The sequence below is a fragment of the Microbacterium sp. p3-SID336 genome (assembly GCF_025143365.1).
Taxonomy (GTDB): domain Bacteria; phylum Actinomycetota; class Actinomycetes; order Actinomycetales; family Microbacteriaceae; genus Microbacterium.
On the sequence record NZ_JALXPE010000007.1, the window covers coordinates 14,255 to 39,578 of the forward strand.

At 69.8% G+C, this 25,324-nt stretch carries 31 protein-coding genes; 25 read left to right on the forward strand and 6 right to left on the reverse strand.

All coding sequences use genetic code 11. The annotated features are described in order from the left end of the window. Window positions 1-73: 73 nt before the first annotated feature. Window positions 74-1,783 carry a glycerol-3-phosphate dehydrogenase/oxidase gene (locus M3C17_RS03215; RefSeq protein ID WP_259976199.1) on the reverse strand — a complete coding sequence of 570 codons (1,710 nt, stop codon included), beginning with the start codon at window positions 1,781-1,783 and terminating at the stop codon, window positions 74-76. 103 nt (window positions 1,784-1,886) lie between these two features. Here M3C17_RS03215 and M3C17_RS03220 point away from each other — a divergent pair, with 103 nt between their 5' ends. Beyond that, the gene (locus tag M3C17_RS03220) at window positions 1,887-2,858 is read left to right on the forward strand and encodes a sugar-binding transcriptional regulator (RefSeq protein ID WP_259976200.1); all 972 of its coding nucleotides are present in this window, start codon (window positions 1,887-1,889) and stop codon (window positions 2,856-2,858) included. 15 nt (window positions 2,859-2,873) lie between these two features. Here M3C17_RS03220 and M3C17_RS03225 read toward each other — a convergent pair whose 3' ends face one another. Beyond that, window positions 2,874-4,025: a glutamate--cysteine ligase gene (locus M3C17_RS03225; RefSeq protein ID WP_259976201.1), complete on the reverse strand. Its 1,152-nt coding sequence runs from the start codon at window positions 4,023-4,025 to the stop codon at window positions 2,874-2,876. Window positions 4,026-4,232: 207 nt separating this feature from the next. Here M3C17_RS03225 and rpsP point away from each other — a divergent pair, with 207 nt between their 5' ends. From rpsP to trmD, 4 genes are read left to right on the forward strand one after another with little or no spacing between them, the layout of a single operon-like run. Beyond that, window positions 4,233-4,670 (forward strand): 30S ribosomal protein S16, encoded by a 438-nt coding sequence (gene rpsP, locus M3C17_RS03230; protein WP_259976202.1) that lies wholly within the window; start codon window positions 4,233-4,235, stop codon window positions 4,668-4,670. A gap of 6 nt (window positions 4,671-4,676) precedes the next feature. Continuing rightward, window positions 4,677-4,907, forward strand: a complete 231-nt coding sequence (locus M3C17_RS03235) for an RNA-binding protein (RefSeq protein ID WP_259976203.1) — start codon at window positions 4,677-4,679, stop codon at window positions 4,905-4,907. A 1-nt stretch (window position 4,908) separates the two neighbouring features. Next, window positions 4,909-5,529 (forward strand): ribosome maturation factor RimM, encoded by a 621-nt coding sequence (gene rimM, locus M3C17_RS03240; RefSeq protein ID WP_259976204.1) that lies wholly within the window; start codon window positions 4,909-4,911, stop codon window positions 5,527-5,529. A gap of 10 nt (window positions 5,530-5,539) precedes the next feature. Further along, complete coding sequence (trmD, locus tag M3C17_RS03245; RefSeq protein WP_259976205.1) at window positions 5,540-6,256, forward strand: tRNA (guanosine(37)-N1)-methyltransferase TrmD; 717 nt, start codon at window positions 5,540-5,542, stop codon at window positions 6,254-6,256. A 4-nt stretch (window positions 6,257-6,260) separates the two neighbouring features. Here the strand turns inward: trmD and M3C17_RS03250 are convergent, their stop codons facing one another. Next, complete coding sequence (locus M3C17_RS03250; RefSeq protein WP_259976206.1) at window positions 6,261-6,854, reverse strand: histidine phosphatase family protein; 594 nt, start codon at window positions 6,852-6,854, stop codon at window positions 6,261-6,263. A 54-nt stretch (window positions 6,855-6,908) separates the two neighbouring features. Between M3C17_RS03250 and M3C17_RS03255 the strand changes: the two genes are divergently transcribed. Both M3C17_RS03255 and M3C17_RS03260 read left to right on the forward strand, forming a co-directional pair. Then, the gene (locus M3C17_RS03255; RefSeq protein WP_259976207.1) at window positions 6,909-7,643 is read left to right on the forward strand and encodes a class I SAM-dependent methyltransferase; all 735 of its coding nucleotides are present in this window, start codon (window positions 6,909-6,911) and stop codon (window positions 7,641-7,643) included. After that, a complete protein-coding gene (locus M3C17_RS03260; RefSeq protein ID WP_259976208.1) occupies window positions 7,640-8,092 on the forward strand; it encodes a pyrimidine dimer DNA glycosylase/endonuclease V in 453 nt (150 codons plus the stop codon). Before M3C17_RS03255 ends, M3C17_RS03260 begins: the two co-directional genes overlap by 4 nt. On the opposite strand, the gene map is transcribed toward M3C17_RS03260, so the two are convergent. Continuing rightward, the gene (map, locus tag M3C17_RS03265) at window positions 8,085-8,867 is read right to left on the reverse strand and encodes a type I methionyl aminopeptidase (protein ID WP_259976209.1); all 783 of its coding nucleotides are present in this window, start codon (window positions 8,865-8,867) and stop codon (window positions 8,085-8,087) included. The genes M3C17_RS03260 and map overlap by 8 nt on opposite strands. Window positions 8,868-8,975: 108 nt before the next feature. On the opposite strand from map, the gene M3C17_RS03270 reads away from it, so the two are divergent. The 9 genes from M3C17_RS03270 to M3C17_RS03310 all read left to right on the forward strand — a co-directional run bounded on the left by M3C17_RS03270 (window position 8,976) and on the right by M3C17_RS03310 (window position 16,310). Continuing rightward, window positions 8,976-9,464 (forward strand): MFS transporter permease, encoded by a 489-nt coding sequence (locus tag M3C17_RS03270; protein WP_259976210.1) that lies wholly within the window; start codon window positions 8,976-8,978, stop codon window positions 9,462-9,464. A gap of 169 nt (window positions 9,465-9,633) precedes the next feature. Continuing rightward, window positions 9,634-9,981, forward strand: coding sequence for a 50S ribosomal protein L19 (gene rplS, locus M3C17_RS03275; protein WP_259976211.1), 348 nt, complete (start codon window positions 9,634-9,636; stop codon window positions 9,979-9,981). A 119-nt stretch (window positions 9,982-10,100) separates the two neighbouring features. Then, window positions 10,101-10,826, forward strand: a complete 726-nt coding sequence (lepB, locus tag M3C17_RS03280; RefSeq protein ID WP_259976212.1) for a signal peptidase I — start codon at window positions 10,101-10,103, stop codon at window positions 10,824-10,826. Next, complete coding sequence (locus M3C17_RS03285; protein ID WP_259976213.1) at window positions 10,823-11,482, forward strand: ribonuclease HII; 660 nt, start codon at window positions 10,823-10,825, stop codon at window positions 11,480-11,482. The genes lepB and M3C17_RS03285 overlap by 4 nt, the downstream gene beginning before the upstream one ends. A gap of 53 nt (window positions 11,483-11,535) precedes the next feature. Continuing rightward, window positions 11,536-11,862: a DUF2469 family protein gene (locus M3C17_RS03290; RefSeq protein ID WP_017204525.1), complete on the forward strand. Its 327-nt coding sequence runs from the start codon at window positions 11,536-11,538 to the stop codon at window positions 11,860-11,862. A 146-nt stretch (window positions 11,863-12,008) separates the two neighbouring features. Next, window positions 12,009-12,371 (forward strand): YraN family protein, encoded by a 363-nt coding sequence (locus M3C17_RS03295; protein ID WP_259976214.1) that lies wholly within the window; start codon window positions 12,009-12,011, stop codon window positions 12,369-12,371. Continuing rightward, window positions 12,368-13,897: a YifB family Mg chelatase-like AAA ATPase gene (locus tag M3C17_RS03300; RefSeq protein ID WP_259976215.1), complete on the forward strand. Its 1,530-nt coding sequence runs from the start codon at window positions 12,368-12,370 to the stop codon at window positions 13,895-13,897. The genes M3C17_RS03295 and M3C17_RS03300 overlap by 4 nt, the downstream gene beginning before the upstream one ends. Further along, window positions 13,894-15,096: a DNA-processing protein DprA gene (dprA, locus tag M3C17_RS03305; protein WP_259976216.1), complete on the forward strand. Its 1,203-nt coding sequence runs from the start codon at window positions 13,894-13,896 to the stop codon at window positions 15,094-15,096. The genes M3C17_RS03300 and dprA overlap by 4 nt, the downstream gene beginning before the upstream one ends. Before the next feature lie 311 nt (window positions 15,097-15,407). Continuing rightward, window positions 15,408-16,310 carry a tyrosine recombinase XerC gene (locus tag M3C17_RS03310; protein ID WP_259976217.1) on the forward strand — a complete coding sequence of 301 codons (903 nt, stop codon included), beginning with the start codon at window positions 15,408-15,410 and terminating at the stop codon, window positions 16,308-16,310. 9 nt (window positions 16,311-16,319) lie between these two features. Here the strand turns inward: M3C17_RS03310 and M3C17_RS03315 are convergent, their stop codons facing one another. Beyond that, the gene (locus M3C17_RS03315; protein ID WP_259976218.1) at window positions 16,320-17,048 is read right to left on the reverse strand and encodes a murein hydrolase activator EnvC; all 729 of its coding nucleotides are present in this window, start codon (window positions 17,046-17,048) and stop codon (window positions 16,320-16,322) included. A 304-nt stretch (window positions 17,049-17,352) separates the two neighbouring features. Between M3C17_RS03315 and rpsB the strand changes: the two genes are divergently transcribed. From rpsB to M3C17_RS03360, 9 genes are all read left to right on the forward strand, one after another. Further along, entirely contained in the window at window positions 17,353-18,294 is a 942-nt protein-coding gene (gene rpsB / locus M3C17_RS03320; RefSeq protein WP_259976219.1) for a 30S ribosomal protein S2, read from the forward strand. Between the two features lie 43 nt (window positions 18,295-18,337). After that, entirely contained in the window at window positions 18,338-19,165 is an 828-nt protein-coding gene (gene tsf / locus M3C17_RS03325; protein ID WP_259976220.1) for a translation elongation factor Ts, read from the forward strand. A gap of 90 nt (window positions 19,166-19,255) precedes the next feature. Then, window positions 19,256-19,972, forward strand: coding sequence for a UMP kinase (pyrH, locus tag M3C17_RS03330; RefSeq protein WP_259976221.1), 717 nt, complete (start codon window positions 19,256-19,258; stop codon window positions 19,970-19,972). A gap of 67 nt (window positions 19,973-20,039) precedes the next feature. Then, complete coding sequence (gene frr / locus M3C17_RS03335) at window positions 20,040-20,594, forward strand: ribosome recycling factor (protein ID WP_259976222.1); 555 nt, start codon at window positions 20,040-20,042, stop codon at window positions 20,592-20,594. A 5-nt stretch (window positions 20,595-20,599) separates the two neighbouring features. Then, window positions 20,600-21,745: a phosphatidate cytidylyltransferase gene (locus tag M3C17_RS03340; protein WP_259976223.1), complete on the forward strand. Its 1,146-nt coding sequence runs from the start codon at window positions 20,600-20,602 to the stop codon at window positions 21,743-21,745. Then, window positions 21,745-22,326 (forward strand): DivIVA domain-containing protein, encoded by a 582-nt coding sequence (locus M3C17_RS03345; RefSeq protein WP_259976224.1) that lies wholly within the window; start codon window positions 21,745-21,747, stop codon window positions 22,324-22,326. The genes M3C17_RS03340 and M3C17_RS03345 overlap by 1 nt, the downstream gene beginning before the upstream one ends. A gap of 66 nt (window positions 22,327-22,392) precedes the next feature. Further along, a complete protein-coding gene (locus M3C17_RS03350; protein ID WP_259976225.1) occupies window positions 22,393-23,070 on the forward strand; it encodes a lytic transglycosylase domain-containing protein in 678 nt (225 codons plus the stop codon). A 9-nt stretch (window positions 23,071-23,079) separates the two neighbouring features. Further along, window positions 23,080-23,367 (forward strand): hypothetical protein, encoded by a 288-nt coding sequence (locus tag M3C17_RS03355; RefSeq protein WP_259976226.1) that lies wholly within the window; start codon window positions 23,080-23,082, stop codon window positions 23,365-23,367. Then, window positions 23,364-24,086, forward strand: coding sequence for an alpha/beta hydrolase (locus tag M3C17_RS03360; protein ID WP_259976227.1), 723 nt, complete (start codon window positions 23,364-23,366; stop codon window positions 24,084-24,086). Before M3C17_RS03355 ends, M3C17_RS03360 begins: the two co-directional genes overlap by 4 nt. 15 nt (window positions 24,087-24,101) lie before the next feature. Here M3C17_RS03360 and M3C17_RS03365 read toward each other — a convergent pair whose 3' ends face one another. Next, complete coding sequence (locus tag M3C17_RS03365) at window positions 24,102-25,163, reverse strand: AI-2E family transporter (protein ID WP_259976228.1); 1,062 nt, start codon at window positions 25,161-25,163, stop codon at window positions 24,102-24,104. Window positions 25,164-25,324: the final 161 nt, after the last annotated feature.

Consider the following 25,324-nt stretch of genomic DNA (forward strand, 5'->3'; position numbering starts at 1 on the left):
TGCGGGTCGGAGCCCCTCTGCCCCGACCCCTTATGGGGGTTGCACCGCGAGGAGGGCGGTGGTCGGAGTCCCGTCAGCCGCGGGCGCGGGACGGGAGGTGGAGTCCGTGTCGTTCGTTGAGGAGGAGGCGCGTCTGCTCGACCTCGGCATCGTGCCGCTCGCGGTCCCAGCCCAGCATCGGGGCCAGCGCGTCTGCGATCTCGTCGAGGACGGCGGCGTCAGCGCCACCGGTGAACGCGATGCTGGTGCGTCGCAGGATCACGTCCTCCAGGCGCGCGACCATCTCGTTCTGCACCATCCACTCCAGCTCGCGCGTAGAGAGGTCGCCGCCGGCGAGCGGCTCGTCCGTGCCCTGCTCGACGTGCGCCCAGACCTCGGCCGCTCGCGTGCCGTAGCGCGCCAGGAGCTGCTCGGAGCGTCCTCCGGCGCCCGGGAGGTTCTCCTGGATCCAGATGCGCTTGGCCTTCTCGGTGCGCGGGAAGCCGCGGCCGCCGCCGATCGCGCGACCCGCCGTGGAGACGGTGCGGGTGCGACCGAGGAGGCCCAGCACGGTGTCGGAGAGGGACTCGCCGAGCGCGCGGAACGTGGTCCACTTGCCGCCGACCAGGCTCACCAGCGGTACGGCACCCTGACGGTCGACCTCGACGCGGTAGTCGCGCGACACGAAGCCGGGGGCCGTGTCCTCGTGACGGGGGAGCGGGCGGATGCCGGAGAAGTTGTACACGATCTGCTCGCGCGTGACGGCGATGGTCGGGAACACGTGGTGGATGAGATCGAAGAAGTAGTCGATCTCCTCCTCGGTGCACACGGGGATCTCCCGCGGGTCGGCGTCGATGTCGGTCGTGCCGACCAGGACGCGGCCCTTGAGCGGGTAGATGAGCACGATGCGCCCGTCGGAGTGCTCGAAGAAGATCTCGCGGCCGCGCGTGGCCTCGAGCAGCTCCGGGTGGTCGAGCACGATGTGCGAGCCCTTGGTGCCGCCCATGAAGCGGCTGTCGAGGCCCAGCGAGTCGTTGGTGAGGTCGGTCCACGGACCGGACGCGTTGACGACCACATCGGCGGTGACGGCGAATTCGGTGCCGCTCTCGCGGTCACGCAGCAGCACCTTCTCGCCGTCGCGGCCGACCGCTTCGACGTAGTTCAGCGCCACCGCGCCGGGGTGGGCGGCACGGCCGTCCTGCAGCACGTCGAGCGCGAGCCGCTCGGGATCGTGCATCGAGGCGTCGTAGTAGGTCGCGGTGTACTTGATGTCGGGGTCGAGCGAGGGAAGCTCGGCGAGCGACTTCTTGCGGCCCAGGAAGCGGTGACGCGGCACCGAGCCGCCGTCTCGGGAGAACGTGTCGTAGATCGTCAGGCCGACCTTGATGAGGAACGCGCCGCGCTCCTTCGGCTTGCCGCTCTTGTGCGTGAGGAAGCGCAGGGGAGCGGAGAGGATGCCCGAGAACGTGGAGTAGATCGGGATCGTCGTCTGCAGGGGCTTGACGTAGTGGGGCGCGATCTTGAGCAAGCCGTTGCGCTCCTCGACGGACTCGCGGACGAGTCGGAACTCGCCGTTCTCCAAGTAGCGGATGCCGCCGTGGATCATGTGGCTCGAGGCGGCGGAGGCGCCAGAGGCGAAGTCCCCGCGCTCCACGAGGACGACGTCGACGCCCTGCAGCGCGAGGTCGCGGAACGTCGAGATGCCGTTGATCCCGCCGCCGATCACGAGGACGCTGGTGCGTCCGGATTCCCGGACTGCACGGACCTCGGCGCGCTCCGGTGACGTGTGTGTGGAATCGATCATCGTCGACCCTGCCTTCCTTGCTTGCCCCCAGCATCGACCCCGCTGACGCCCGCGCGCAAGTCCACTGCACATATGTGCAAGGATCGATGGCGAGGAGGAAGAGATGGCAGGTCCCAGCGCGCAATCCCGCGACAGCAAGCTGATCGCGGCGCTCACCGCCGCACAGCTCTACTACATGCAGGACAAGACCATGGAGGTCATCGCGAAGGAGCTCGGCACCTCGCGTTCCTCGGTCTCCCGCCTGCTCAGCTTCGCCAGGGAGAGCGGACTCGTCGACATCCGGATCAACTCGCCGCTGGAGCGCCTGGGGATGCTCGAGCAGCGCATCCGCGACCAGTACCGGGTCGTCGCCCACGTCGTGCCCATGGCGGAGATCGTCAGCGAGGTCGAGCGGCTCGAGCGCGTGGCTCTCACGGCCGGGCGGCTCCTGTCGCAGTTCGTCGACTCGAACATGATCGTCGGGGTCGCGTGGGGGTCGACGATCAGCGCGGTGAGCCGGGGACTCACGCAGAAGGAGACGCACAACACGACCTTCGTGCAGCTCAACGGCGCCGGCAACACCCAGACCAGCGGTGTGGAGTACTCCAGTGACATCCTGCAGCGGTTCGGCAGCGCCTTCGGTGCACAGGTGCAGCAGTTCCCTGTCCCGGCCTTCTTCGACGACCCCGCCACGCGGGAGGCGATGTGGCGCGAGCGCAGCACCCGGCGCGTGCTGGACCTGCAGGCCAAGATGGACATCGCCGTGTTCAGCCTCGGCTCACCTGCCGCGGAGGTGCCGAGTCGCGTCTACGTCGGCGGGTATCTGGGCAGAGAGGACTACCGCAGCCTTCGCGAGGACCACGCGATCGGCGACGTGGCGACCGTGTTCTTCCGGGCGGACGGCTCCTGGCGTGACATCCGGGTCAACGCGCGGGCCACCGGCCCCGGGCTCGACCGCCTGCGCCGGGTCCCGCGACGGGTGTGCGTCGTCTCGGGCGTGCCCAAGCTCGCGAGCCTGCGCGCAGCGATCGCGGCTGAGCTCATCACCGACGTCGTCCTGGATGAGGGACTCGCCAGGCGGCTCGTCGAGGAGTAGGAGCGGCCGGCGCGCTCACTCGCCTTCGATGGAGGACTCGGGCCCGGTGCGGAACTCTCGGATCAGGTGCTGCACGACCGCCCGGAGATCCCCGTCGGTCGCGTCCGCCACCGCGAGCTGTCGCGCGTAGCTGGCGCCGCCGTCCAGGATCGACCCGATGCTGGCGAACTCGCGGCCGCAACCGAGCTCGACCGCCACCGGCGCCAGCTCCTCCAGCTTCTCGGTCAGATGCTCGCGCACGGGACGCTGCGTGCCGATCGTGTCGACGATCACGCGCGCGTCCAGGCCGTAGCGGGCGGCGCGCCACTTGTTCTCGCGGTGGTACCACGCGGGGAGATCCGGCAGCGCCGCTCCCTCGTCCAACAGCCGCGAGAAGTGCTCCACCAGTACCTGCACGAGGGCGGCGACCGCGGCCATCTCCGACAGCGTGGAGAGGCCGTCGCACGCGCGCACCTCGATCGTGCCCCATCGCGGCGCCGGGCGGATGTCCCACCGCACCTCGGTCGCGTCCGCCATGACCCCCGTGCGCACCATGTCGTCGAGGTACCGCTCGAACTCGGACCAGTCGCGCAGCGGCCAGGGGAGGCCGGCGGTCGGAAGCTGCTGGAACACCAGGGCGCGGTTGGACGCGTACCCCGTGCGCTCTCCCGCCCAGAACGGGCTCGACGCCGACAGGGCCTGCAGGTGCGGGAGGTACGCCGACAGCGCGTTGATGATGGGGAACACCTTGCGCTGCTCGTCCACGCCCACGTGCACGTGGATGCCCCAGATCATCATGTTGCGGCCCCACCACTGCGTGCGCTCGATGAGCGTGTGGTAGCGCGTCTTGTCCGTCACGCTCTGGTCGTACCACTGCGCGAAGGGGTGGCTCCCCGCGGACAGCAGCTCGATGCCTGCGGGATCGGTCGCGGTGCGGACGGCGGCGATCGCATTGGCGATGTCATCGACGGCATGGGCGACCGAGTCGCCGATGCCGCTCGTCACCTCGATCGTGTTGGTGAGCAGCTCGCCGGTGACCGTGTGCCGCTCGTCCTCGCTCTCCGCCTCCAGGGCCGCCAGCAGCTCGGGGGCGCGGCCGACGAGATCACCGGTGTCGGGATCGGCGAGCATGATCTCCCATTCGAGACCGACGGTGGAGCGGGCCGAAGCGGCGAAGTCGAGCTGCACGTCGACAGTCTGACACGGTGCCGGGGTCCGACCGCAACGCCGTGTCGCCGGGTTTCGCGCCGAGCGCGCGATCTGGCAGAATGGAGGGTCGGACGACGTGCTCGACCCTCTATCCAGCACCCGTCCTCCTCATTTGAGCTTCCGCCGGGTGTGCACCCCACGCTCCAGGCGACCGGTTCGTTTCCTTCCACACCATTCAGGAGAATCGTGGCTGTCAAGATTCGTCTCAAGCGCCTGGGCAAGATCCGCGCGCCTTACTACCGCATCGTCGTCGCCGACTCGCGCACCAAGCGCGACGGTCGCGTGATCGAGGAGATCGGCAAGTACCACCCGACCGAGGAGCCCTCGTTCATCGAGGTCGACTCCGAGCGCGCCCAGTACTGGCTGTCCGTCGGCGCCCAGCCGACCGAGCAGGTCACCGCCATCCTCAAGATCACGGGCGACTGGGGCATCTTCAAGGGCGACAAGGACGCGAAGTCCACCCTCAAGGTCGCCGGCGAGAAGACCGCCTTCGAGGCGGACTCCTCGAAGAAGTCGGTCATCAAGCCCAAGGCGGAGAAGAAGGAGGAGGCTCCCGCAGAGGAGGCTCCCGCCGCCGAGGCCGACGCGGAGGCCTCTGAGGCTCCCGCCGCCGACGCCGAGTAATCCGTCGTGCTCGCCGCCGCGCTCGAACACATCGTCAAGGGGATCGTCGATCACCCGGAGGATGTGCGCATCCACGAAACCACGTCGCCGCGAGGCGACCTGCTCGAGGTGCGCGTGCACCCCGACGACCGTGGACGCGTGATCGGGCGCGGCGGCCGCACCGCGAAGGCCCTTCGCACTCTCGTCAGCGCTCTCGCTGACGGGCGTCGGGTCCGCGTCGACGTCGCGGACGACTGACGTGGTGCCGAACGACCGCATCCAGGGCAAGAACCAGCTGCGCGTGGGGCGCCTCGTGAAGGCGCACGGCCTGAAGGGCGCGCTGAAGCTGGAGCTCTACACAGACAACCCCGAGGGCCGATTCACCCCCGGTGCCGTGTTCACGTTGCAGGTGCCCGAGGCATCTCCGTGGCACGGCAAGGAGATCACCGTTCGCGAGTACCGCGTCATGAACGGCAACTCCGTGGTGTTCTTCGAAGACGTGGACGACCGCACCGCTGCCGAGAGCCTGGTCCGGGCGATCCTCTGGATGGATCAGGACGAGGACGAGGTCGAGGAGAACGCCTGGTTCGACCACCAGCTGGTCGGGCTCGACGTGGTGCGCGACGACGCGGTCGTCGGTCGCGTCGTCCGTGTCGATCACTTCCCGGCGCAGGACCTGCTCATCGTCAAGGCGGGGGAGCAGGAGGTCATGGTCCCCTTCGTGGAGGCGATCGTGCCGACGGTCGACGTTCCCGGCGGGCGCGTGATCGTGACGCCGCCGCCCGGGCTGTTCGAGGAACTGCCGGACGGGACGGATGACACCGAAGGCTCCGCTGACACCGAGGGCTCCGCTGACACCGACGACACCGACGCACGCTGAGGCGGCACCGGTGCGCATTGACGTCGTCTCGATCTTCCCGTCGTACTTCGACGGTCTGACGCTGTCCCTTCTCGGCAAGGCACAGAGCGCCGGCATCCTCGACCTCCGTGTGCACGATCTGCGTGAATGGACGCACGACCGTCACCGCACCGTCGACGACACCCCGTACGGCGGTGGCGCCGGCATGGTCATGAAACCGGAACCCTGGGCGCTCGCGCTCGACGAGCTCGTGGGAACAACCACGAGCGAGGAATCCGCGCGACCGACCATCATCTTCCCTTCGCCGGCCGGTGAGGTCTTCAGCCAGGCCACGGCGCGCGAACTGTCCACGCGCGAGCACCTGGTGTTCGGATGCGGGCGCTACGAGGGCATCGACGAGCGCGTCTTCGAGTACGCGAGCACGCTCGGCGAGGTCCGGCTCATCAGCCTCGGAGACTACGTGCTGAACGGGGGAGAGGTCGCCACGATGGCGATGGTCGAGGCGATCGGCCGGCTGATCCCCGGTGTGGTCGGGAATCCGGACAGCCTCGTCGAGGAATCGCACGAGGACGGCCTGCTCGAATACCCCTCGTACACGAAGCCCGCCGTCTGGCGCGAGCGCCCGGTGCCGGACGTCCTTCTCAGCGGCAACCACGGCGCGATCGCCGCCTGGCGCCGGGAGCAGCAGTGGGAGCGCACGAGGCGACGCCGGCCCGACCTCCTGCCGGACGGCTCCGAGGAGCTCTAGCGGCTCAGAGCATCCGCTCCGCGCCGCCGACGATCTCCAGGACCGTCCCGTGCGGATGACGCAGTGCGAGGGCGTGCTCCGCGTTCAGGCCGCGCAACTCCGCGCGCAGCATCCGGCCGATCATCTCGTGGGTCACCAGCACGGGCACGCCGTTCGACTGCCAACCGCACGCGCTGAGCGCCGTGCGCGCACGGCTGCGAGCCTGGGCGTAGCTCTCCCCGCCGGGGAAGGCCCAGCCGTAGCGGTTCTCGGCCCGCTCACGTCGCGCGGACGGGTAACGCTCGTCCACCTCGTCCCAGGTGAGTCCGGCCAGCACCCCGTGGTGCACGTCCGCGAGCTCCGGGATCTCCACGACGGTCGCTCCGAGCCGGTCGGCGATGATTTCCGCGGTCGTCCGGGCGCGACCGCGCGGGCTCGTGCACACCGTCTCGATCGGCTCGGCGGCGAGCCGTCGCGCCACGCTCTCGGCCTGTGCCCGGCCGTCCGCGGTCAGGGGCGAGTCGAGCTGCCCCTGCAGACGGTGCTCCGTGTTCCACAGGGTCTGCCCGTGCCTGACCAGGAAGACGCGCTCCGGCACATGACGGTCCTGCGGGATCATGCCCCCAGGATCGCACAGCACGACGACGCCGTCTCGGGCTGTTAGCGTCGAGGCATGGTCGAGGAAGCACTGGCTCGTTCGTTCGACGGCATCGGGGAGGAGTACGACCGCTTCCGCCCTGGCTTCCCCCGCCAGGCGGCGGACGCCGTCCTTCCCGAATCGGTCGGAGCCGTGCTCGACCTCGGCGCCGGTACGGGGAAGTTCACCGAGCTTCTGATCGACCGCGCGGCGCGCGTGATCGCCGTGGAGCCCTCCGCGATGATGCGCGAGGTCCTTCGACGCAAGCTTCCTGAAGTCGACGGTGCACCCGGGACCGCGGAGGACATTCCGCTGGAGTCGTCATCCGTCGACGCCGTCTGCGTCGCGCAGGCCTTCCACTGGTTCGACCGCGATGCGGCGTCTGCGGAGATCGCTCGCGTGCTGGTCTCCGGCGGCACGCTCGGTCTGATCTGGAACCGTGCTGACCCGGCGTGTGCATGGGATCTCGCGTGCCACCGCATCGCCCATCCCGCCGTGGCGGATGTCGACGACACGGCGGCATCCGCCGACGAGCTCCCCGGTTTCGAGCTCGTGGCACACACGGAGGTGCGCTGGACGGAGCAGATCACGCGGGCGGACTATCTGCGCCGGTGGGGCACGGTCAGCAGCTTCCTCGTCGCGCCTGCGGAGGAGCGCGCTGCCCTGTTCGCAGCCCTGGAAGCTGTGCTGGATGGGGCCGAGGAGACCCGTGATCGCGAGGTGCTCGACCTTCCGCACCTCACCGACGTGTACCGGTACCGCCGCGCATGAGGATCTGGTCCCTGCACCCGCGTCTGCTCGATCGCCAGGGGCTCGTGGCGTGCTGGCGCGAGGCTCTGCTGGCACAGGCCGTGCTCGCCGGGGCCACGAAGGGGTACCTGCGACACCCTCAGTTGGAGCGGTTCCGCGCGGTGCCGGAGCCGGAGGCGACGATCGGCGCCTATCTCGAAGCCGTGGCTCAGGAGGCCGACGACAGGGGGTACCGCTTCGATCGCACGCGGATCCGCCAGCAGGGTCGAACGGTGCCGGGGATGGAGGTGACCACCGGCCAGCTCTCCTACGAGTGGGATCACCTGCGCGCGAAGCTCGCGGTGCGGAGCCCGGAGTTCCTGACCCGAGTCGTGGGCATCCGGATCCCGCCGCCGCATCCCCTCTTCGCCGTCGTCGAGGGCGGCGTGGCGTCGTGGGAGCGCGCGAGCGAGCTCCGCGAGGTCAGCTGACGCCCAGGAACGACCGGTCGGTCAGGATCAGGGGCCCGTCCTCGGTGATGGCGATGGTGTGCTCCGAGTGCGCGCCGCGGGAGCCGTCGACGCTGCGCAGCGTCCAGCCGTCCGGATCGGTCACGAGCTCGTCGGTCGTGGCGAGGAACCACGGCTCGAGCGCGAGGACGAGTCCCGCGCGCAGAGGGAAGCCGCGCCCCGCGCGTCCGTCGTTCGCGACGTGCGGGTCGCCGTGCATGGTGCGGCCGACGCCGTGGCCGCCGAAGTCGGTGTTGATGGAGTAGCCCTCACCGTGAGCGACAGCCGCGATCGCCGCGGAGATGTCGCCGATGCGGTTGCCGACCACCGCAGTTTCGATCGCCGCGGTGAGCGCGCGCTCGGTGGTGTCGATCAGGCGGAGGTCCTCGTCCCGCGGGGTGCCGACCACGAAGGAGACGGCGGAGTCGGCGACCCATCCGTCGACCGACACCGCGAAGTCGAGCGTCACGAGGTCGCCGTCGCGAAGGGTGTAGTCGTGCGGGAGGCCGTGCAGCACCGCGTCGTTGACCGACGTGCAGATGACCTTCCCGAAGGGGCTCGCGCCGAAGGACGGGTGGTAGTCGATGTAGCACGACTCGGCGCCGGCCTTGCGGATCATGTCGTGGGCCCGCCGATCGATCGTCAGCAGGTTGGTGCCCACCTTGGTCTCGTCGCGCAGCGTCGCCAGGGTCTCGGCGACGAACCGTCCTGCCGCGCGCATCTCGTCGATCTCGGCAGGGGTGCGCAGTTCGATCATGGGTGTCCTCTCGTCCCTTCCATTCTCCCTGATGCGCGCGGGGTCGGGAGCCGCGCGCTGTGAGCGAACACCGACCAGCGCGTGGTCGGTGAGACGTACGATTTCAGCATGTGGTTGCGACAGGCCTTCTTCCGCTGGCTTCTGCCGGCCGCGTTCGTCCTGCCGCTGTGGCTGCTCGTCGGCTGGGGTGTGTTCCAGGGCGGGTGGGCAATCCTCTGGGTGCTGCTCATCGCGATGCCGTCCGTCTTCCTCGGCCAGCTGCTTCTCACCCTGCTCACCCGATCGCGACCCTCCGTCCGCGCCGAGCGCGCCGTGTCGTGGTGGGACGTCGCCGGCTTCGGGCTCTGGCACGGCCTCACCATCGCCGTCGGCTTCTTCATCGACGGGGCGTTCGGCTGGCTGCTGGCGGCGGCGATCGTCGTCGGGATCGCACTGGTGTGGCTGCAGCTCTGGCAGCTCTGGAACGAGGCGCGAGGCAGCGGAGCCCGCATCCGCGAGACGATCGCCTGGTCGACCATCCCGGCACCGGGGGAGCAGCCGCCTCGTGCCGAGGTCCATGAGGTCATCGTCGTGAGGGAGACCGACGGCAGGGACTGATCGCTCGTTTTGGCGGCGACCCCCATCCGTGGCAGAATGAATCCTTGTGCCGTGACCGGCTCTGCCTCAGGGGAGCCCGCGGACGCATCAGCGCCGTTCGGCACACACCCGTTCTTGTTCCTTCCGAAATCATGCATCCGACCTGTGGCGAGTGCAGAGAGAGACGATCATGCAGATCCTCGACGCCGTCGACGCGGCTTCGCTCCGTTCCGACATCCCCGAGTTCTTCCCCGGTGACACCGTCAAGGTGCACGTGAACATCACCGAGGGCAACCGCTCCCGTATCCAGGTTTTCCAGGGTGTCGTCATCGGCCGCCAGGGCGACAGCGTGCGCGAGACCTTCACGGTCCGCAAGATCAGCTTCCAGGTGGGCGTCGAGCGCACCTTCCCCGTGCACTCCCCGGTGATCGACCACATCGAGGTCGTCACCCGAGGTGACGTGCGCCGCGCGAAGCTCTACTACCTGCGCGAGCTCCGCGGCAAGAAGGCGAAGATCAAGGAGAAGCGCGACAAGTAAGTCGCAGTCGCTCCACAGCACCCCGGGACACGATGTCCCGGGGTGCTTTCGTTCCCCCCGCGGTGTGCGACCCTTGTAACGGCCGTGCGAACGCGGTGCACCACTCGAGAAGGAACCAGATGACTGACTCCCCGTCCGCACGCCCGACGAGACGGCGCCGCGGGTTCCTGGTCTTCCTTCGAGACGTGCTGGTCATTGTTCTGATCGCCGCACTCGTGTCCTTCGTCATCAAGACGTTCGTGGTGAGGTCGTTCTACATCCCGTCCGCGTCGATGGAGCGGACTCTGCTCATCAATGACCGCATCCTCGTGGACGAGCTGACTCCGCGGTGGACGGGATACGAGCGCGGCGACGTGGTGGTGTTCAAGGATCCGGGCGGTTGGCTCGAAGCCGTGCCGCAGACGCCCGCGCAGCCGCCGCTCATCCAGGCGGTCGACTGGGTGCTGAACTTCGTCGGCATCTCGGCGACCGACTCCCAGGACCACCTGGTGAAGCGCGTGATCGGTGTCGCCGGCGACCATGTGGTGTGCTGCAACGCACTCGGACAGATCACGATCAACGGCTCGCCGGTCGACGAGTCGAGCTACCTGAACCTCCCGGAGGGCGACACCGCGGCGTCGAATGAGCCGTTCGACGTCGTCGTGCCCGAGGACTCGGTGTGGCTCCTCGGCGACAACCGCGATCGCTCGCGGGATTCCCGTGCGCATCAGGAGCTCCCCAGCGGCGGCTTCGTCCCGCTCGGCAACATCGTCGGCAAGGCCTTCCTCACGACCTGGCCGCTGGATCGCCTGGGCACGATCGATGGCCACCACGAGATCTTCAACGGCGTCCCGGACCCCGAATGACCGTCATCACGCCCCGCCTCACCCTGGAGCGCCGCCTCCTGGGGGAGTGCGACCTGATCATCGCGCTGGACGAGGTGGGGAGGGGCGCCCTCGCCGGCCCGGTCGCCGTCGGCGCCGCGGTCATGGATGCCAAGGGCGCCAGACGCCGTGTGCCGGAGGGGCTTCGCGACTCGAAGCTCGTGTCCGAGAAGAGGCGTCCGGAGGTGGCGGCGCGCGCCGCCGCGTGGGTACAGGCCTCCGCCGTGGGCTGGGCCACGTCTCAGGAGATCGACGAGGTGGGCATCATGCGGGCGCTCGGCCTCGCCGCGTCGCGGGCCGTGCAGGCCGTGGTGGACCAGGGCGCCGTCGTGGAGCAGGCTCTCGTGCTGCTCGATGGCAATCACGACTACGTCTCCCGCGTGCACCCGGTGCCGTTGCGCGTCCAGCCGGTCATCAAGGCGGACCGCGACTGCGCCTCGGTCTCCGCGGCGTCGGTGATCGCGAAGGTCGCTCGTGACACGTTGATGACCGACCTCCATGAGCAGCACCGCGACTACCAGTGGGACAGGAACAAGGGCTACGCGAGCCCCGAGCATCGAGAAGCCATCCGTGCACTCGGCCTGTCGCCGTTCCACCGTTCGTCGTGGGCCATCGCCGACGCGCCGACCCTGTTCTGACCCAGGCGGCGGATGCCGCGACCTGGCGCCGCCGACCCTAGGATGGACTCATCATGGATGAGGAAGCCTTCGACGACTACGACCGCGAACTCGAGCTCGCGCTGTTCCGCGAGTACCGCGACGTGGTCTCGCAGTTCCAGTACGTGGTCGAGACCGAGCGTCGGTTCTACCTCGCCAACGAGGTCAACGTCGTCCGTCGGGACACCGAGCACGACTTCTACTTCGAGATCTCGATGAGCGATGTGTGGGTGTGGGACATCTACCGCGCTGACCGCTTCGTGAAGGCGGTGCGCGTGCTCACCTTCAAGGACGTCAACGTCGAGGAGCTCCAGCGCCGCGAGTTCGAGCTGCCGCAGGAGCTGTCGCTCGACGGCGAGTGACCGCGTCCCCGCCGGCGACCGCGGCGCGGATTTCTGCCCGTTCGCTCGTCCTGCACAGGGCGTGGATGCGCTGACCTCCTCCGAAGAGCCGTACATCCGCCGTCTGGACAGCTGGAAACGTCCGGAGGCTGGGCGATCCTCGGCAGATGGCAGCCAAGGATCAGCTCGGGAGAGCAGGAGAGCAGCGTGCGGCGGACTACCTCACGCAGCGCGGGTACATCGTCGTGGACCGGAACTGGAGATGTCCGCAGGGCGAGATCGACATCGTCGCGATTCGACAGGACCGCCTCTCGATCGTCGAGGTGAAGACGCGGCGGTCGGCGGCGTTCGGCCACCCGTTCGAGGCGATCGACGAGAGGAAGCGACGCCGGCTGTGGCAGCTCGCGTACGCCTGGCGAGCCGCGCATCCTGAGGTCGCGAACGGGCGAGCGATACGCCTGGAGGCCGTCGGCGTCGTGGGCGCCGAGGCGCGCACAGCCAGCGTGGAGCACCTCGAGGACATCGCGTGAGCACGGCGCGGACCTGGGCGGTCGCCCTCACCGGTCCCCAGGGGCATCTCGTGGAGGTCGAGGCGGACCTCTCGAATCAGACACCTGAGTTCCGGATCATCGGGCTGCCGGACAAGTCGCTCGGCGAGGCGGTGCAGCGCGTGCACAACGCGTGCCAGAACTCCGGCTTAGAGCTGCCGCGGCGGCGGCTGACCGTGAACCTCTCGCCCGCCAGCCTGCCCAAGCACGGTTCGGCTTTCGACCTCGCGATCGCGGTTGCGAGTCTCGCCGCAGGAGGGACGGTGCCTTCCCGAGCCGTTCGGGGGACGGTTCATCTCGGAGAGCTCGGGTTGGACGGTCGGATCCGCCCGGTGTCCGGTATCCTCCCCGCGGTGTTCGCCGCGGCCCGCGCCGGCTTCGAGCGCGTGATCGTGCCGCGAGCCAACGAGGCGGAGGCGCGACTGGTGCCGGGCGTCGATGTGCGTGGCGCCGGCTCGCTCGCCGAGGTCGCCGTCTGGCACGGCGCCGATGCCGAGGTGCCCGACGTGGAAGCCGTGCGTGAGCCCGAGGCGTTGGCGGCACCATCGGCCGCGCACGACCTGCGCGACGTCGTCGGCCAGGAGGAGGCGGTCGAGGCGCTGATCGTCGCGGCAGCGGGCGGGCATCACATGCTGCTGTGCGGCCCTCCTGGAGCGGGGAAATCGATGCTCGCCGCGCGGCTGCCTGGCATCCTGCCGCCCCTCGACGAACACGAGGCGATCGAGGTGGCTTCGATCCGGTCGCTCAGCGGTGAGGCGGTTCTCGGTCTGGACACCCGACCGCCTCTCGTCTCGCCGCATCACAGCGCCTCGGTCGCCGCGCTGGTCGGCGGTGGCTCGCGGACCGCGCGCCCGGGCGCGATCGCGCGAGCGCATCGCGGCGTGCTCTTCCTCGACGAGGCGGCGGAGTTCTCCCGCGTCGCCCTCGACGCGCTGCGACAGCCGCTGGAAGCCGGCTTCATCGACGTGCATCGGTCCGGGTTCACGGCTCGATTCCCGGCCCGGTTCCAGCTTCTTCTGGCGATGAACCCCTGTCCGTGCGGCAACCACGGCAGTCCGGCAGGGGGCTGCGTATGTCCTCCCAGTGCGGTCCGCCGTTATGCCTCACGGCTGTCCGGCCCGCTCCGCGACCGCGTCGACATCGACCTCCAGGTCGCCCGGGTGTCGGCCCGGCAGGCGATGCGAGACGGCGCTTCGACGACGACGACCGCCGAGGCCCGCGCCCGCGTGTGCGCTGCACGGGAGAGAGCCGTGTCGCGGTGGCGAGGGACTCCTTGGCGGCGCAACGCGGACGTGCCGGGAACGGTGCTGCGGCAGGGCGCGCTGCAGGTGCCCCGCACGGAGCGAGCTGCGTTGGACCGGGCGCTCGAGAGGGGAGTGCTCACGCTGCGGGGTTACGACAGGGCGCTGCGGGTGGCGTGGACCATGGCTGACCTCTCATCGCGTGATCGGCCCGACGAGAGCGACATCGGCTGTGCGCTCCTGCTGCGAAAGGGGTTCTCGTCGTGATCCGCGCGCTGCTCCGCAACACCGACCTCGTCGAGATCACACGGCGGATGCGCGGTGGCCAGGAGGAGAACCTCAGCGATGTCGTGGCACGGGTGGCGTGGACGGTCATCGCGGAGCCGGGAGACGCCGTGGCCGGGGTGCTCCTGCAGGAGTTCGGTGCCGTGGACGCTCTGCGATACGCGCTGGAGGGCGCCGGCGGGGCACCGTCGCCGGAGGTGCGCAGCGCCGGTGCCGTCCGCGCGCTCGCGGAAGCGCGGCGTCGGTGGAAGCCCCGTGCAGACCCCGCGGCCGTTCTGCGTGCGCTCATCGATGCGGAGCGGGTCGGTGCGCAGCTCCTCGTCCCCGGCGACGCCTTCTGGCCGGACAGCCTGGCCGACCTGGGCGCGGGCGCGCCTTCGGCGCTGTGGGTGCGCGGACGGGCGGAACTGCTGGCGGCGCCCGCTCGCGTCTCGGTCGTCGGTGCGCGAGCGGCCAGCGGCTACGGCGAACGCGTCGCCTCGGACCTTGCGGGCGACCTCGCCGCCGCGGGCATCGTGGTCGTCTCAGGGGGCGCGTACGGCATCGACGGCGTTGCGCACCGTGCGGCACTCGGCGTGGGGGGCGACACCGTCGCGTTCCTCGCCGGCGGGGTCGATCGGGCGTACCCGGCGGGGCATCAGGAGCTGTTGCGGCGTATCGCGGTGGAGGGCGCCGTGGTGAGTGAACCGCCGTGCGGTGCCGCGCCGACCCGGTGGCGATTCCTCGCACGCAACAGGCTCATCGCCGCGCTCGGTGCAGCGACGGTCGTCGTGGAGGCGGGGTGGCGGAGCGGTTCGCTGAACACCGCCGGTCACGCCGCCACTCTGGGGCGACCACTCGGTGCGGTGCCCGGACCGGTCACGTCCGCATCCTCGGCGGGCTGCCATCGGCTGCTGCGGGAGTACGGCGCGGTGTGCGTCACGAGCGTCGCCGACGTGAAGGAGCTGCTGGGCTTCGCCGACGCGTCCGAGCATTCGGCCGCGGGTGCGGGCGCGGACGGCGAGCGGGTGCTGGCCGCGATGAGCGGGCGGGTGTCGCGGTCGCCGCGGGAGATCGCGAAGCGCGCCGGGTTGCCCCCGGACCGGGTGCGTTCCCTGCTCGGGCTGCTGGCGCTCGAGGGCTGGGTGATGCAGGACGGCCCGGACTGGCGCCGTGTCCGCGCGCGGGCGCACGAACGGTGACGGCGGCATCGCCGGGGTGACGTTCACCGAGAACGAGGGCGTGTCGTCTGGTGGCGCTGCCGCTCCGGTTCTTGCGACTCGCGGCAGGAGGGCAGTGAGGCTGACAGAGAGTGCAGGGGGTGACGTCGCATCTCGTTCTGATGCGACGGCTGCGGCACCAGGGCGGCGAGGCGGGCAGTCGAGTGCGTGCAGGACGGACGTCGGTGTCGTCCCGCTCCGACGCGGAGGGTTGGCGGCCGTGCGCTGTCGCCGATGAGCGGCGTCCGGCGGGGCGAGGGGCGGGGACGACGCGATCGGGGCAAGCTGTTCTCGTGGACTATGCGATCGCGGTCGAGGCTTTCGCCGACCACCTCGAGAAGGTGCGTCGGCTGTCTCCGGCGACGGTGAGGGCGTATCGCTCGGACCTCCGGGACCTCGGTGAGGCCGTGGGCGGGGGCGCGCTGACAGAGATCGATCTGGAGAGCCTGCGCGATTGGCTCTGGCACGCCACGCAGCGCGGCGACGCGAGATCGACCCTGGCGCGGCGTGCGGCGGCCGCTCGTTCCTTCTTCGGGTGGGCGAGCGAGCACGAGCTGATCGCCGTCGACCCGAGTATCCGGCTGGTCGCGCCGAAACGCGCGCGCACCCTGCCGACGGTGGCGTCCCGGGATGCGATGTTCCAGCTGCTCGACGCTCAGCGCGACGCGGCGGAGAGTGGGGACCCGATCGCACTCCGTGACCACGCCGTGCTCGAGCTCCTCTACGCGGCCGGCATTCGCGTGTCCGAGCTGTGCGGTCTCGACGTCGACGATCTGGATCTCACACGCGGCACGGTGCGGGTGCTCGGCAAGGGATCGAAGGAGCGTGTCGTCCCCTTCGGGGCGCCGGCTCGCGATGCACTCGGCGCCTATCTGACGCGTGCACGACCCGTCCTGGTCGCGCGCGCCGCGACGCCTGGCCCCGCGTTGTTCCTCGGCGTGAGGGGAGGTCGACTCGGGCCGCGAACGGTCTACGCTCTGGTGGCACGCGTGCTCGCACCGGTCGTCGGCGCCGAGACCATCGGACCGCACGCTCTCAGACACACCGCGGCCACGCATCTACTCGACGGCGGAGCGGATCTCCGCGCCGTGCAGGAGATCCTCGGTCACGCCAGCCTCGGCACCACCCAGATCTACACGCACGTCTCCGCCGAGCGGCTGACCGCCACGTATCGTCTCGCGCATCCGCGCGCCTGACGCCGGCGGTCACCCGTCGCAGCAGGGGAGCAGCACCGCGCGAGGTGCACCGCCGTAGAGCAGCAGCGGATTGATATAGGCCCCGTTGAGACGGACCCCCAGATGCAGCGCTCCGGGAGGGGTGTGCCCGCCGGAGGCGAGTGCGCCGACGGGCTGCCCGCGGTGCACCGCGTCGCCGGGGAGAAGCGCGGACATGACGGGCTCGAGCGTGCTGACGAGGCCGTCGTCGTGGCGGATCGTCACCAGCGGACGATCGACCACCGTGCCGCTGAAGGCGACGATGCCGTCCGCCGGGGCGTGCACCTCGCCTCCCGGTGAGGCGGCCACGTCGATCCCACGGTGCCCGGCGCCGTATGCGTGCGCCGGCGCCCGGTATGCCGCGAGCACGCTCCGTCCGCCGTCGACCGGCCACTGCCAGAGCGGCAGACCGGGCTCGCCCGGCTGGTCGATCGCCAGAGTCCCCGACGCCCACGGTCGTGCGAACGGCGATGCCGGGGCGGCCGACGCTCTCGGGCGCCCGAACCGTGACTCCGGTGCCGTCGATGCCCACGGGGCTTCGGAGGACGACGCTCTGGCCGTCGATGCCCGAGCCTGGCCGAGAGGCGACTCCGGGGTCGCCGACGACGGGTGCTCGAGTGATCGTGCGGCGTCCGCGGCGCTGGGCGGCGCCACCACCGTGAGCAGCAGTGCGAAGACCGACAGGAGCGTGGCGCGGCGACGGCGGCGAGCAGGAGGCATCCTCGCAGTGTTGTCGCGAAGGTGGCGGTTCATGTCCCCGGGTGCGAGACCCTCGCGGTGGTAGGGGAGAGCCCGCCGGTGCGCCCTGCTGTGGAGGGGGAGACCGGGCCTCCGATCCTGTATGCTGGGGGAGCACCTCGATCTCGGGGTGACTACGCGTGCCCACGGCGATTCACTCGTGGCATCACTCCCTCAGGTCCTGCTTCCGAGCAGGTGGGCGTGAGCCGGGCACCAGGAAGTCCGGTCATCCGACCGGCTTGACAACCTCAACGGCGCCGCAGAGCGCCAGAATCAGGAGACGACCATGGCTGTGGTCACCATCCGCCAGCTGCTCGACAGCGGCGTGCACTTCGGACACCAGACCCGCCGGTGGAACCCGAAGGTGAAGCGCTTCATCCTCACGGAGCGCAGCGGCATCCACATCATCGACCTGCAGCAGTCGCTGGGCTACATCGACAAGGCCTACGACTTCGTCAAGGAGACCGTCGCCCACGGTGGCACGATCCTCTTCGTCGGCACCAAGAAGCAGGCGCAGGAGATCCTGGCGGAGCAGGCCACGCGCGTCGGCCAGCCGTACGTCAACCAGCGCTGGCTCGGTGGCCTCCTCACCAACTTCTCCACCATCGCGAAGCGTCTCGCCCGCATGAAGGAGCTCGAGGAGCTCGACTACGAGAACCCTGCGGCCTCCGGCTTCACGAAGAAGGAGCTGCTGCTCAAGAAGCGCGAGCTCGACAAGCTGCACAAGTCGCTCGGCGGCATCCGCAACCTCACCAAGACCCCCTCGGCCCTCTGGGTCGTGGACGCGAAGCGCGAGCACCTCGCGATCGACGAGGCCAAGAAGCTCGGCATCCCCGTGATCGGCATCCTCGACACGAACGCCGACCCGGACGACTTCCAGTACCCGATCCCCGGCAACGACGACGCGATCCGTTCGGTCTCGCTGCTGACGCGCATCATCGCCGACGCCGCGGCCGAGGGCCTGCAGCAGAAGCACAACCCGGAGTCGGGCGACGCGGAGCCGCTGGCCGAGTGGGAGAAGGAGCTTCTCGAGGCTCCGGCCCAGGAGTCCGCCGACGCCGCCGAGGTCACGACCGCCGCTGACGAGGCCGCTGTCGTCGAGACGCCTGCCGCCGACGCGACCGCCGCCGACGAGGCCGGCGCCGAGGCACACGACGAGGCGATCGCCGCCGCTTCCGGCGAGGAGGCCTCCGAGGTCGCCGCCGCCGAGGCCGCAGACGCCAAGTAACCCTCGTTCATCACACACATCACGAAGCAAGGAGCCACCACACATGGCCAACTTCACCATCGCGGACCTCAAGGCGCTGCGTGAGCAGCTCGGCACCGGAATGGTCGACACCAAGAAGGCGCTCGAGGAGGCTGACGGCGACGTCGAGAAGGCCACCGAGATCCTGCGGCTGAAGGGTGCGAAGGGCAACGCCAAGCGCGCCGACCGTTCCACCAGCGAGGGCCTGGTCGTCGCTCGCGAGCAGGACGGCGCTGTGACGCTCGTCGAGCTCGCCTGCGAGACGGACTTCGTCGCGAAGAACGACCGCTTCATCGCCCTGGCCGACAAGGTGGCCGACGCCGTCGCCGCCGTCAAGGCCGACTCCGTCGAGGCCGCCCTCGCGGCGCAGGCGGGCGACAAGTCCGTCGAGCAGCTCATCTCCGAGGAGGCGGCGATCATCGGCGAGAAGGTCGAGCTCCGTCGCGTGCGCACGGTCTCCGGCGACAGCGTCGAGGTCTACCTGCACCGCACGAGCAAGGACCTGCCCCCGCAGATCGGTGTCGTCGTCGCCTACACGGGTGACGACGCGGCGACCGCGCGGAGCATCGCCCAGCACATCTCGTTCGCCAACCCGTCGTACCTCTCTCGCGAGGACGTCCCGGCAGAGGCAGTCGAGAAGGAGCGGGAGATCGTCACCGAGATCTCGCGCAACGAGGGCAAGCCGGAAGCGGCTCTGCCGAAGATCGTCGAGGGTCGTGTCGCCGCGTTCATCAAGCAGGTCGCCCTGCTCGAGCAGGACTACGCGAAGGACAACAAGCTCTCCGTCGCCCAGGTGGCGAAGGACGCCGGTATCACCGTGACGGACTTCGCGCGCTTCAAGGTCGGCGCGTAGCACTGTCGAAGGGGTTCGGATCGCATGATCCGAACCCCTTCTTCATGCCCACAAGGCACTATCTTGAATCGGGACGAGAGGACACCCACCATGACTGAACGCACCGGACGCCGTCGCGTCCTCCTGAAGCTCTCCGGAGAGGCGTTCGGCGCCGGGCAGCTGGGGGTCAACCCCGATGTCGTCAGCCAGATGGCCCGCGAGATCGCTGCGGCGGTGGATCGCGTCGAGGTCGCCGTCGTCGTCGGCGGCGGGAACTTCTTCCGGGGTGCCGAGCTCAGCCAGCGCGGCATGGACCGCGGGCGCGCGGATTACATGGGCATGCTGGGCACGGTCATGAACGCGCTCGCTCTGCAGGACTTCCTCGAGCAGGCGGGTGCCGCGACGCGCGTGCAGTCCGCCATCTCGATGACTCAGGTGGCCGAGCCGTACATCCCGCGTCGCGCGGAGCGGCACATGGAGAAGGGGCGCGTCGTGATCTTCGGCGCCGGCGCAGGCCTGCCCTACTTCTCCACGGACACGGTGGCTGCCCAGCGGGCGCTCGAGATCGGGGCACAGGAGGTCCTGGTCGCGAAGAACGGCGTCGATGCGATCTACACCGCCGACCCCAACAAGCACGCCGATGCCGAGCGCATCGAACGCGTGACCTATCGCGACGCCCTGCAGCAGGGCCTCAAGGTCGTCGACTCGACCGCGTTCAGCCTCTGCATGGACAACAACATGGACATGCGCGTGTTCGGCATGGAGCCGGCGGGCAACGTCACGCGCGCTCTACTGGGCGAGACCATCGGAACACTGGTCACCGCCTGAGCGCCTGCACGGGCGAGCGGAGCCAGCCCGATAGAATTTCCAGAACACCCCGACGATAGGAGTCACCGTGATCGCGGACGTCCTCGCTGAAACCACCACCCGTATGTCTCGGGCTGTCGAGGCTGCCAAGGAGGACTTCTCCACGGTGCGCACGGGCCGCGCGAACCCGCAGCTCTTCCAGAAGGTGCTTGTCGACTACTACGGCACGCCGACGCCTCTCGCTCAGCTCGCCTCGCTGGCCAACCAGGAGGCGCGCACGCTCATCATCACGCCGTACGACAAGTCCGCGCTGAAGGCGATCGAGCAGGCCATCCGCGAGATGCCGAACCTCGGTGCGAACCCGACGAACGACGGCAACCTGGTGCGCGTCACCATGCCGGAGCTGACGGCCGAGCGTCGCAAGGAGTACGTCAAGCTCGTGAAGTCGAAGGGCGAGGACGCCAAGGTGCACGTGCGTGGCATCCGGCGCAAGGCCAAGGACGAGCTCGACGCCCTCAAGAGCGAGCTCGGCGAGGACGAGATCGCCCGTGGCGAGAAGGAGCTGGACGCTCTGACGCGCCAGCACGTCGACCTGATCGACGACGCGCTCAAGCGCAAAGAGGCAGAACTCCTCGAGGTGTAGTCCGCATGTCCGACGAAACGCGAGACGCAGAGGGGGGCGAGCCGCTCACGCGCCGGGAGGCGCGGGACGCGGAGTCGCCTGCCGTCGGCGTTCCGCTCGGCGACGCGGCCTTCCCCGCATTCGACACCGGGAGTGTGCCGCCGCGGCCACCGCTGCCGTCGTCCGAGGAGTCGTCGCCCGGATGGGGACAGCGGCTCGACACCGCGGACCACAACGCGATCCGCGAGCAGTGGCGGGCGGCGCGGGATGAGTTCGGCACGCACGTGTCGCACGCGCGGGACCAGTTCGATCAGGCGAACGAGCGCATCAAGCAGCGCACCGGCCGGGACCTCGTGCTGGCGATCCTGATCGGCCTCGCCTTCGGCGGCGCGCTCCTCGCGTCACTGCTGTTCATCAAGGCGCTGTTCGTGCCGTTCGCCCTGGCCGCCGCGCTCATGGGCGTGTACGAGCTGTCTCGGGCGCTGCGGGCGGCCGGCCGCCGGGTCGACGTCGTCCCGCAGCTCATCGCCGCGGCTTTCCTCGTGCTCTCCGCATACTTCGCCGAGCCCTGGCTGGCCTGGGTGATGCTCTTCGTCGCGGTCGCCTTCGTGATCGTGTGGCGGCTCGTCGCCCAGATGCTGGCCCAGGACGGCCGCACGTACGGGGATGTGCTCACGGACGCCGTGATCGGCGGATTCGTGCAGGTGTACGTCCCCTTCCTCGCCGGCGTCGCCCTGATCCTGCTCGAACAGGAAGGCGGTCAGTGGTGGGTGCTCAGCTTCATCGCGATCGCCGTCGCGGCCGACACGGGTGCTTACGCCGCGGGACTCGCGTTCGGCCGGCACCCGATGGCGCCGCGCATCAGCCCGAAGAAGACGTGGGAGGGCTTCGGGGGCGCCGTCGTCGCGTCCCTGGTCGCCGGCGTGCTCCTGGCGATGTTCCTGCTCGATCTGCCGTGGTGGGGCGGCGTGATCTTCGGGGCGGCGATCCTGCTGTCCGCCACGCTCGGCGACCTCGGGGAGTCCATGCTCAAGCGCGATCTCGGCATCAAGGACATGAGCTCGTGGCTCCCGGGCCATGGTGGCCTGCTCGATCGCCTGGACAGCATCCTGCCGTCGACGATCCCTGCGCTGTGCCTGTACTTCCTCCTCTCTCCCTGGGTGGTGCTGTGATGACCGACAACCGGATCGACGAGCAGAGGCAGGCCGCGACCCGGCCGGCGTTCGCGGTGACCTCGGGACGAGAGCGCGGATACCACCGCTCGGCGGTGGACACGTTCCTCGCCTCGGCGCGGCGGGCGTTCGAGGCCGGGGGCGATGAGCTGACGGCGGAGGACGTGCGCACGGCGTCGTTCCCGCTCGTCAAGGAGGGCTACGTGGTCGCGGATGTGGACGCGGCGCTCGCGCGTGTGGAGGACGCCTTCGCTGCGAGAGAGCGCGAGCGCTCGGTCCGCGCGCTCGGCGCCGGCGCCTGGGTCGAGCGTGCGCGGGAAGACGCGCAGGTCATCCTCGATCACCTCGCCCGGCCTCGCCGCCACCGCTTCGCCCGCACCGGACTGCTGACGTTCGGCTACCGCATCGACGAGGTCGATCACGTCATGTCGCGCATCGTGCGCTACCTGCGGGACGGCGAGGCGCTGACCGCCGAGCAGCTGCGCTCCGCCGCCTTCCGCATGCAGCGCGGCGGCTACCGCGAGGAACAGGTGGACGCGCTGCTGGATGCCACGATCGACGTGATCCTGGCGGTGCGCTGACGCGATCGATGGCCTGTTCAGGCTCGTGTGCGTAAACTGTCATCCATCGTGTACTCCCGAAACGACATGAATCTCGAACGAAGCGACGCCTCGCCGGCGCCCGCAGCGACCCCGGCGTCGACGCGCGGCGGCACGCGCCGCTGGTCGCGTCGTCGTGGTGTGGTCGGTGTGTTCAGCGCCCTCGCGGTGGTGGGGTTCGCTGGAGCGATGGTGGCTCCCACCGGTGTGGCCCTCGCGGAGCCGCCGGTCCAGGACGCGCCCGATTCCGTCTACGCGGCGGCTCTCGCCGACACGCAGAACCTGACCGTCACGGTCGAGGGTGCGGAGATCGCGCCCATCGTCCGCGGGACCTTCGAGGTCTACGTGAAGCCCAAGCCGCCGCCTCCTCCGCCGCCCGTGCCGACCGCGGCGTCCGGTTCCCGAGGCGGTTCCTCCGGTGGCGGGTCCCTGCCGCCGTACACCGGCGGCGGCGCCCCTGCGGAGTGGATGGCGGCCGCCGGGATTGCGCAGAGCGACTGGCAGTACGTCGACTACATCGTCTCGCGGGAGAGCGGCTGGAACCCGAACGCGACCAACAAGTCGTCCGGTGCGTGCGGTCTCGTCCAGGCGCTGCCGTGCAGCAAGGTGCCGGGCAACGGCTACAACCCGGTGGACAACCTCCGCTGGGCGAACGGCTACGCCACGGGTCGCTACGGCAGCTGGGCCGGCGCGTACAACTTCTGGACCACGAACCACTGGTGGTGAGCAGGCACCATGCCACGCTCACGCCGCCGCCCTTCCGCGCGCCCTGACGCCGAGGACTCCTTCGAGCGCCTGCTCGCGGGGTGGAAGCGCTCTGAGGTCCGACGGGGCGTGGAATGGACCGTGCAGCCGGTGTCCGCCGTGCAGGCGCAGAAGGAGTACGCCTGCCCGGGGTGCGGGCGGAGCATCGAGCCGGGGACTGCGCATCTCGTCGCCTGGCGCGCGGACGGGGTGCTCGGCGACGCGGCCGCCCTTGCCGATCGACGGCACTGGCACAACCACTGTTGGAGGATCGCATGACCATCGAGATCCGCGGGCCGCTGGAGCTTCCGGCGCAACGCGAGGACGTCGAGCTGACCACCGCCGACGGTCTGACGCTGGTGGGTGAGCTCGCACTCCCGGAGACCGCAGAGCCGGTGGCGACCCTCGTGACGCTGCACCCGCTCCCGACCGCCGGGGGCTTCATGGATTCGCACATCCTGCGGAAGGCCGCCGCACGGCTTCCCGCCTTGGCGGACCTCGCCGTGCTCCGATTCAACACCCGCGGCACGACGTCGCCCCGCGGCACGAGCCAGGGCGCGTTCGACGGCGGGCACTCCGAGCAGTTCGACGTCGCCGCGGCCATGGACCTCGTCCGAGACCGTGCCCTTCCGCGCCCGTGGCTCGTGGGCTGGTCGTTCGGCACCGAGCTCGCGCTCAAGTACGGCAGGGATCACGATGTCGAGGGCGTCATCCTGCTGTCGCCGCCGCTGCACCGTGCCACGGACGACGAGGTCGCCGCCTGGGCCGACTCCGACGCCGAGATCGTGATCCTGGTGCCCGAGTTCGACGACTACCTGCGACCCGAGGAGGCGCGGAAGCGCTTCGCCTCGGTCCCGCAGGCACGGCTGATCGCCGTCGACGGCGGAAAGCACCTATGGGTGGGGGAGACGCAGACCCGCCGCGTGCTGACGGAGATCGTCGCCGCGGTGAATCCGTCCGCGCTGCCGCTTCCCACGCACTGGCCCGCAGTCGACTGACCGCGGGAGCGCGGATCACAGCTCGTTCATCCGGGGGATCAGCACCTGGCGGTAGATGATCAGGATGCTCGCTGCCACCGGGATGGCGATGAGCGCCCCGAGCAGACCGAGCAGGCTGCCGCCCGCGAGCGCGGCCACCACCACGACGGCGCCGGGGACGGAGACCGCACGGCTCATGATGCGCGGCGAGATCACATACGCCTCGATCTGCATGTAGATCAGGTAGTAGATGCCTGCGGCGACGGCGGTGGCCGGTGAACCCAGGCCGGGGATCAGGCAGACCAGGACGATGATGGTCGAGCCGGTGAGTGTCCCGACCAGGGGGATCAGCGAGAAGAAGAACGCGATCACCGCGAGGACGGCCGGGAACGGCGCCTCGATGATGGACAGGTAGACCGCGCTGAGAACGCCGTTGATGACGCCCTGCGTGACCTGACCCATCACGTAGTAGCCCACCGAGTCCGTGATCTGCTCGGCCAGGTCGATGAAGCGGTCGCGCTTCGAGGCGGGGACGAGTTGGTAGACGGCCCGCTTGAGCGAGGGGGTCGACGCGGTGAGGTAGATGGTGAGGATCAGGACGATGAAGGCGCCGAAGACGCCGCTGAGCACCGCGCCGCTGGCGATCAGGACGCCCTGACCGATCGAGCCCCCGATCTCCGCGAGGTTGGTCGTCAGCCACTCCTCGACGTAGCTGAACACGTCGTCGACCAGCAGGTTCGGGAACGCCTCCTGGATCCAGTCCTTGAGCTCGTCGATCGCGGAGCCGCGCTGGACGATCGCGGTGATCTGGACGATCAGCTGTGAGATCTGGTCGACGAGGACCGGAAGCACGATCAGGACGATGCCGACGAACACGGCGAGCACGGCGAGGATCGTGACCAGCACGGCGAGCCAGCGGGGCAGGCGCCGCCGTTCGAGGAACGACACCAGCGGATCGAGGCCGAGGCTGAGGAACAGGGCGGTGCCGATGTAGAGGAGGACCGTCGACAGCGTCTGCACGCTGCTAATGAGGAGGATTCCGAGCCCCACGCCGAGCGTCGCCACGAGGGCGGTGCGGAAGGGGCTGTGGATCTTCATGTGGGCTCCTCGACGACGACTGGAGCAAGGTTATCGAGCCCGCGGCGCCCCGCCGTGACGACGTGCCGTCGTCGGTCCGCGGAAACCCCTCGTGGGCAACACACAGGTGACTTCGCTAGTCTGAAATGTCGAGTGTGGCGCCGCGGGCGGGAATCGCGGCG

Excerpts from the sequence above, each read along its gene's own strand:
- M3C17_RS03215 (WP_259976199.1), bottom strand. The coding sequence starts at position 1,783 with ATGATCGATTCCACACACACGTCACCGGAGCGCGCCGAGGTCCGTGCA.
- pyrH (WP_259976221.1), top strand. The coding sequence starts at position 19,256 with ATGACTGAACGCACCGGACGCCGTCGCGTCCTCCTGAAGCTCTCCGGA.
- M3C17_RS03365 (WP_259976228.1), bottom strand. The coding sequence starts at position 25,163 with ATGAAGATCCACAGCCCCTTCCGCACCGCCCTCGTGGCGACGCTCGGC.
- lepB (WP_259976212.1), top strand. The coding sequence starts at position 10,101 with ATGACTGACTCCCCGTCCGCACGCCCGACGAGACGGCGCCGCGGGTTC.
- rpsB (WP_259976219.1), top strand. The coding sequence starts at position 17,353 with ATGGCTGTGGTCACCATCCGCCAGCTGCTCGACAGCGGCGTGCACTTC.
- M3C17_RS03260 (WP_259976208.1), top strand. The coding sequence starts at position 7,640 with ATGAGGATCTGGTCCCTGCACCCGCGTCTGCTCGATCGCCAGGGGCTC.
- M3C17_RS03355 (WP_259976226.1), top strand. The coding sequence starts at position 23,080 with ATGCCACGCTCACGCCGCCGCCCTTCCGCGCGCCCTGACGCCGAGGAC.
- M3C17_RS03345 (WP_259976224.1), top strand. The coding sequence starts at position 21,745 with ATGACCGACAACCGGATCGACGAGCAGAGGCAGGCCGCGACCCGGCCG.
- M3C17_RS03340 (WP_259976223.1), top strand. The coding sequence starts at position 20,600 with ATGTCCGACGAAACGCGAGACGCAGAGGGGGGCGAGCCGCTCACGCGC.
- M3C17_RS03350 (WP_259976225.1), top strand. The coding sequence starts at position 22,393 with ATGAATCTCGAACGAAGCGACGCCTCGCCGGCGCCCGCAGCGACCCCG.
- tsf (WP_259976220.1), top strand. The coding sequence starts at position 18,338 with ATGGCCAACTTCACCATCGCGGACCTCAAGGCGCTGCGTGAGCAGCTC.
- M3C17_RS03255 (WP_259976207.1), top strand. The coding sequence starts at position 6,909 with ATGGTCGAGGAAGCACTGGCTCGTTCGTTCGACGGCATCGGGGAGGAG.
- M3C17_RS03270 (WP_259976210.1), top strand. The coding sequence starts at position 8,976 with ATGTGGTTGCGACAGGCCTTCTTCCGCTGGCTTCTGCCGGCCGCGTTC.
- M3C17_RS03220 (WP_259976200.1), top strand. The coding sequence starts at position 1,887 with ATGGCAGGTCCCAGCGCGCAATCCCGCGACAGCAAGCTGATCGCGGCG.
- M3C17_RS03250 (WP_259976206.1), bottom strand. The coding sequence starts at position 6,854 with ATGATCCCGCAGGACCGTCATGTGCCGGAGCGCGTCTTCCTGGTCAGG.
- M3C17_RS03285 (WP_259976213.1), top strand. The coding sequence starts at position 10,823 with ATGACCGTCATCACGCCCCGCCTCACCCTGGAGCGCCGCCTCCTGGGG.
- M3C17_RS03290 (WP_017204525.1), top strand. The coding sequence starts at position 11,536 with ATGGATGAGGAAGCCTTCGACGACTACGACCGCGAACTCGAGCTCGCG.
- map (WP_259976209.1), bottom strand. The coding sequence starts at position 8,867 with ATGATCGAACTGCGCACCCCTGCCGAGATCGACGAGATGCGCGCGGCA.
- M3C17_RS03295 (WP_259976214.1), top strand. The coding sequence starts at position 12,009 with ATGGCAGCCAAGGATCAGCTCGGGAGAGCAGGAGAGCAGCGTGCGGCG.
- rplS (WP_259976211.1), top strand. The coding sequence starts at position 9,634 with ATGCAGATCCTCGACGCCGTCGACGCGGCTTCGCTCCGTTCCGACATC.
- M3C17_RS03315 (WP_259976218.1), bottom strand. The coding sequence starts at position 17,048 with ATGCCTCCTGCTCGCCGCCGTCGCCGCGCCACGCTCCTGTCGGTCTTC.
- M3C17_RS03360 (WP_259976227.1), top strand. The coding sequence starts at position 23,364 with ATGACCATCGAGATCCGCGGGCCGCTGGAGCTTCCGGCGCAACGCGAG.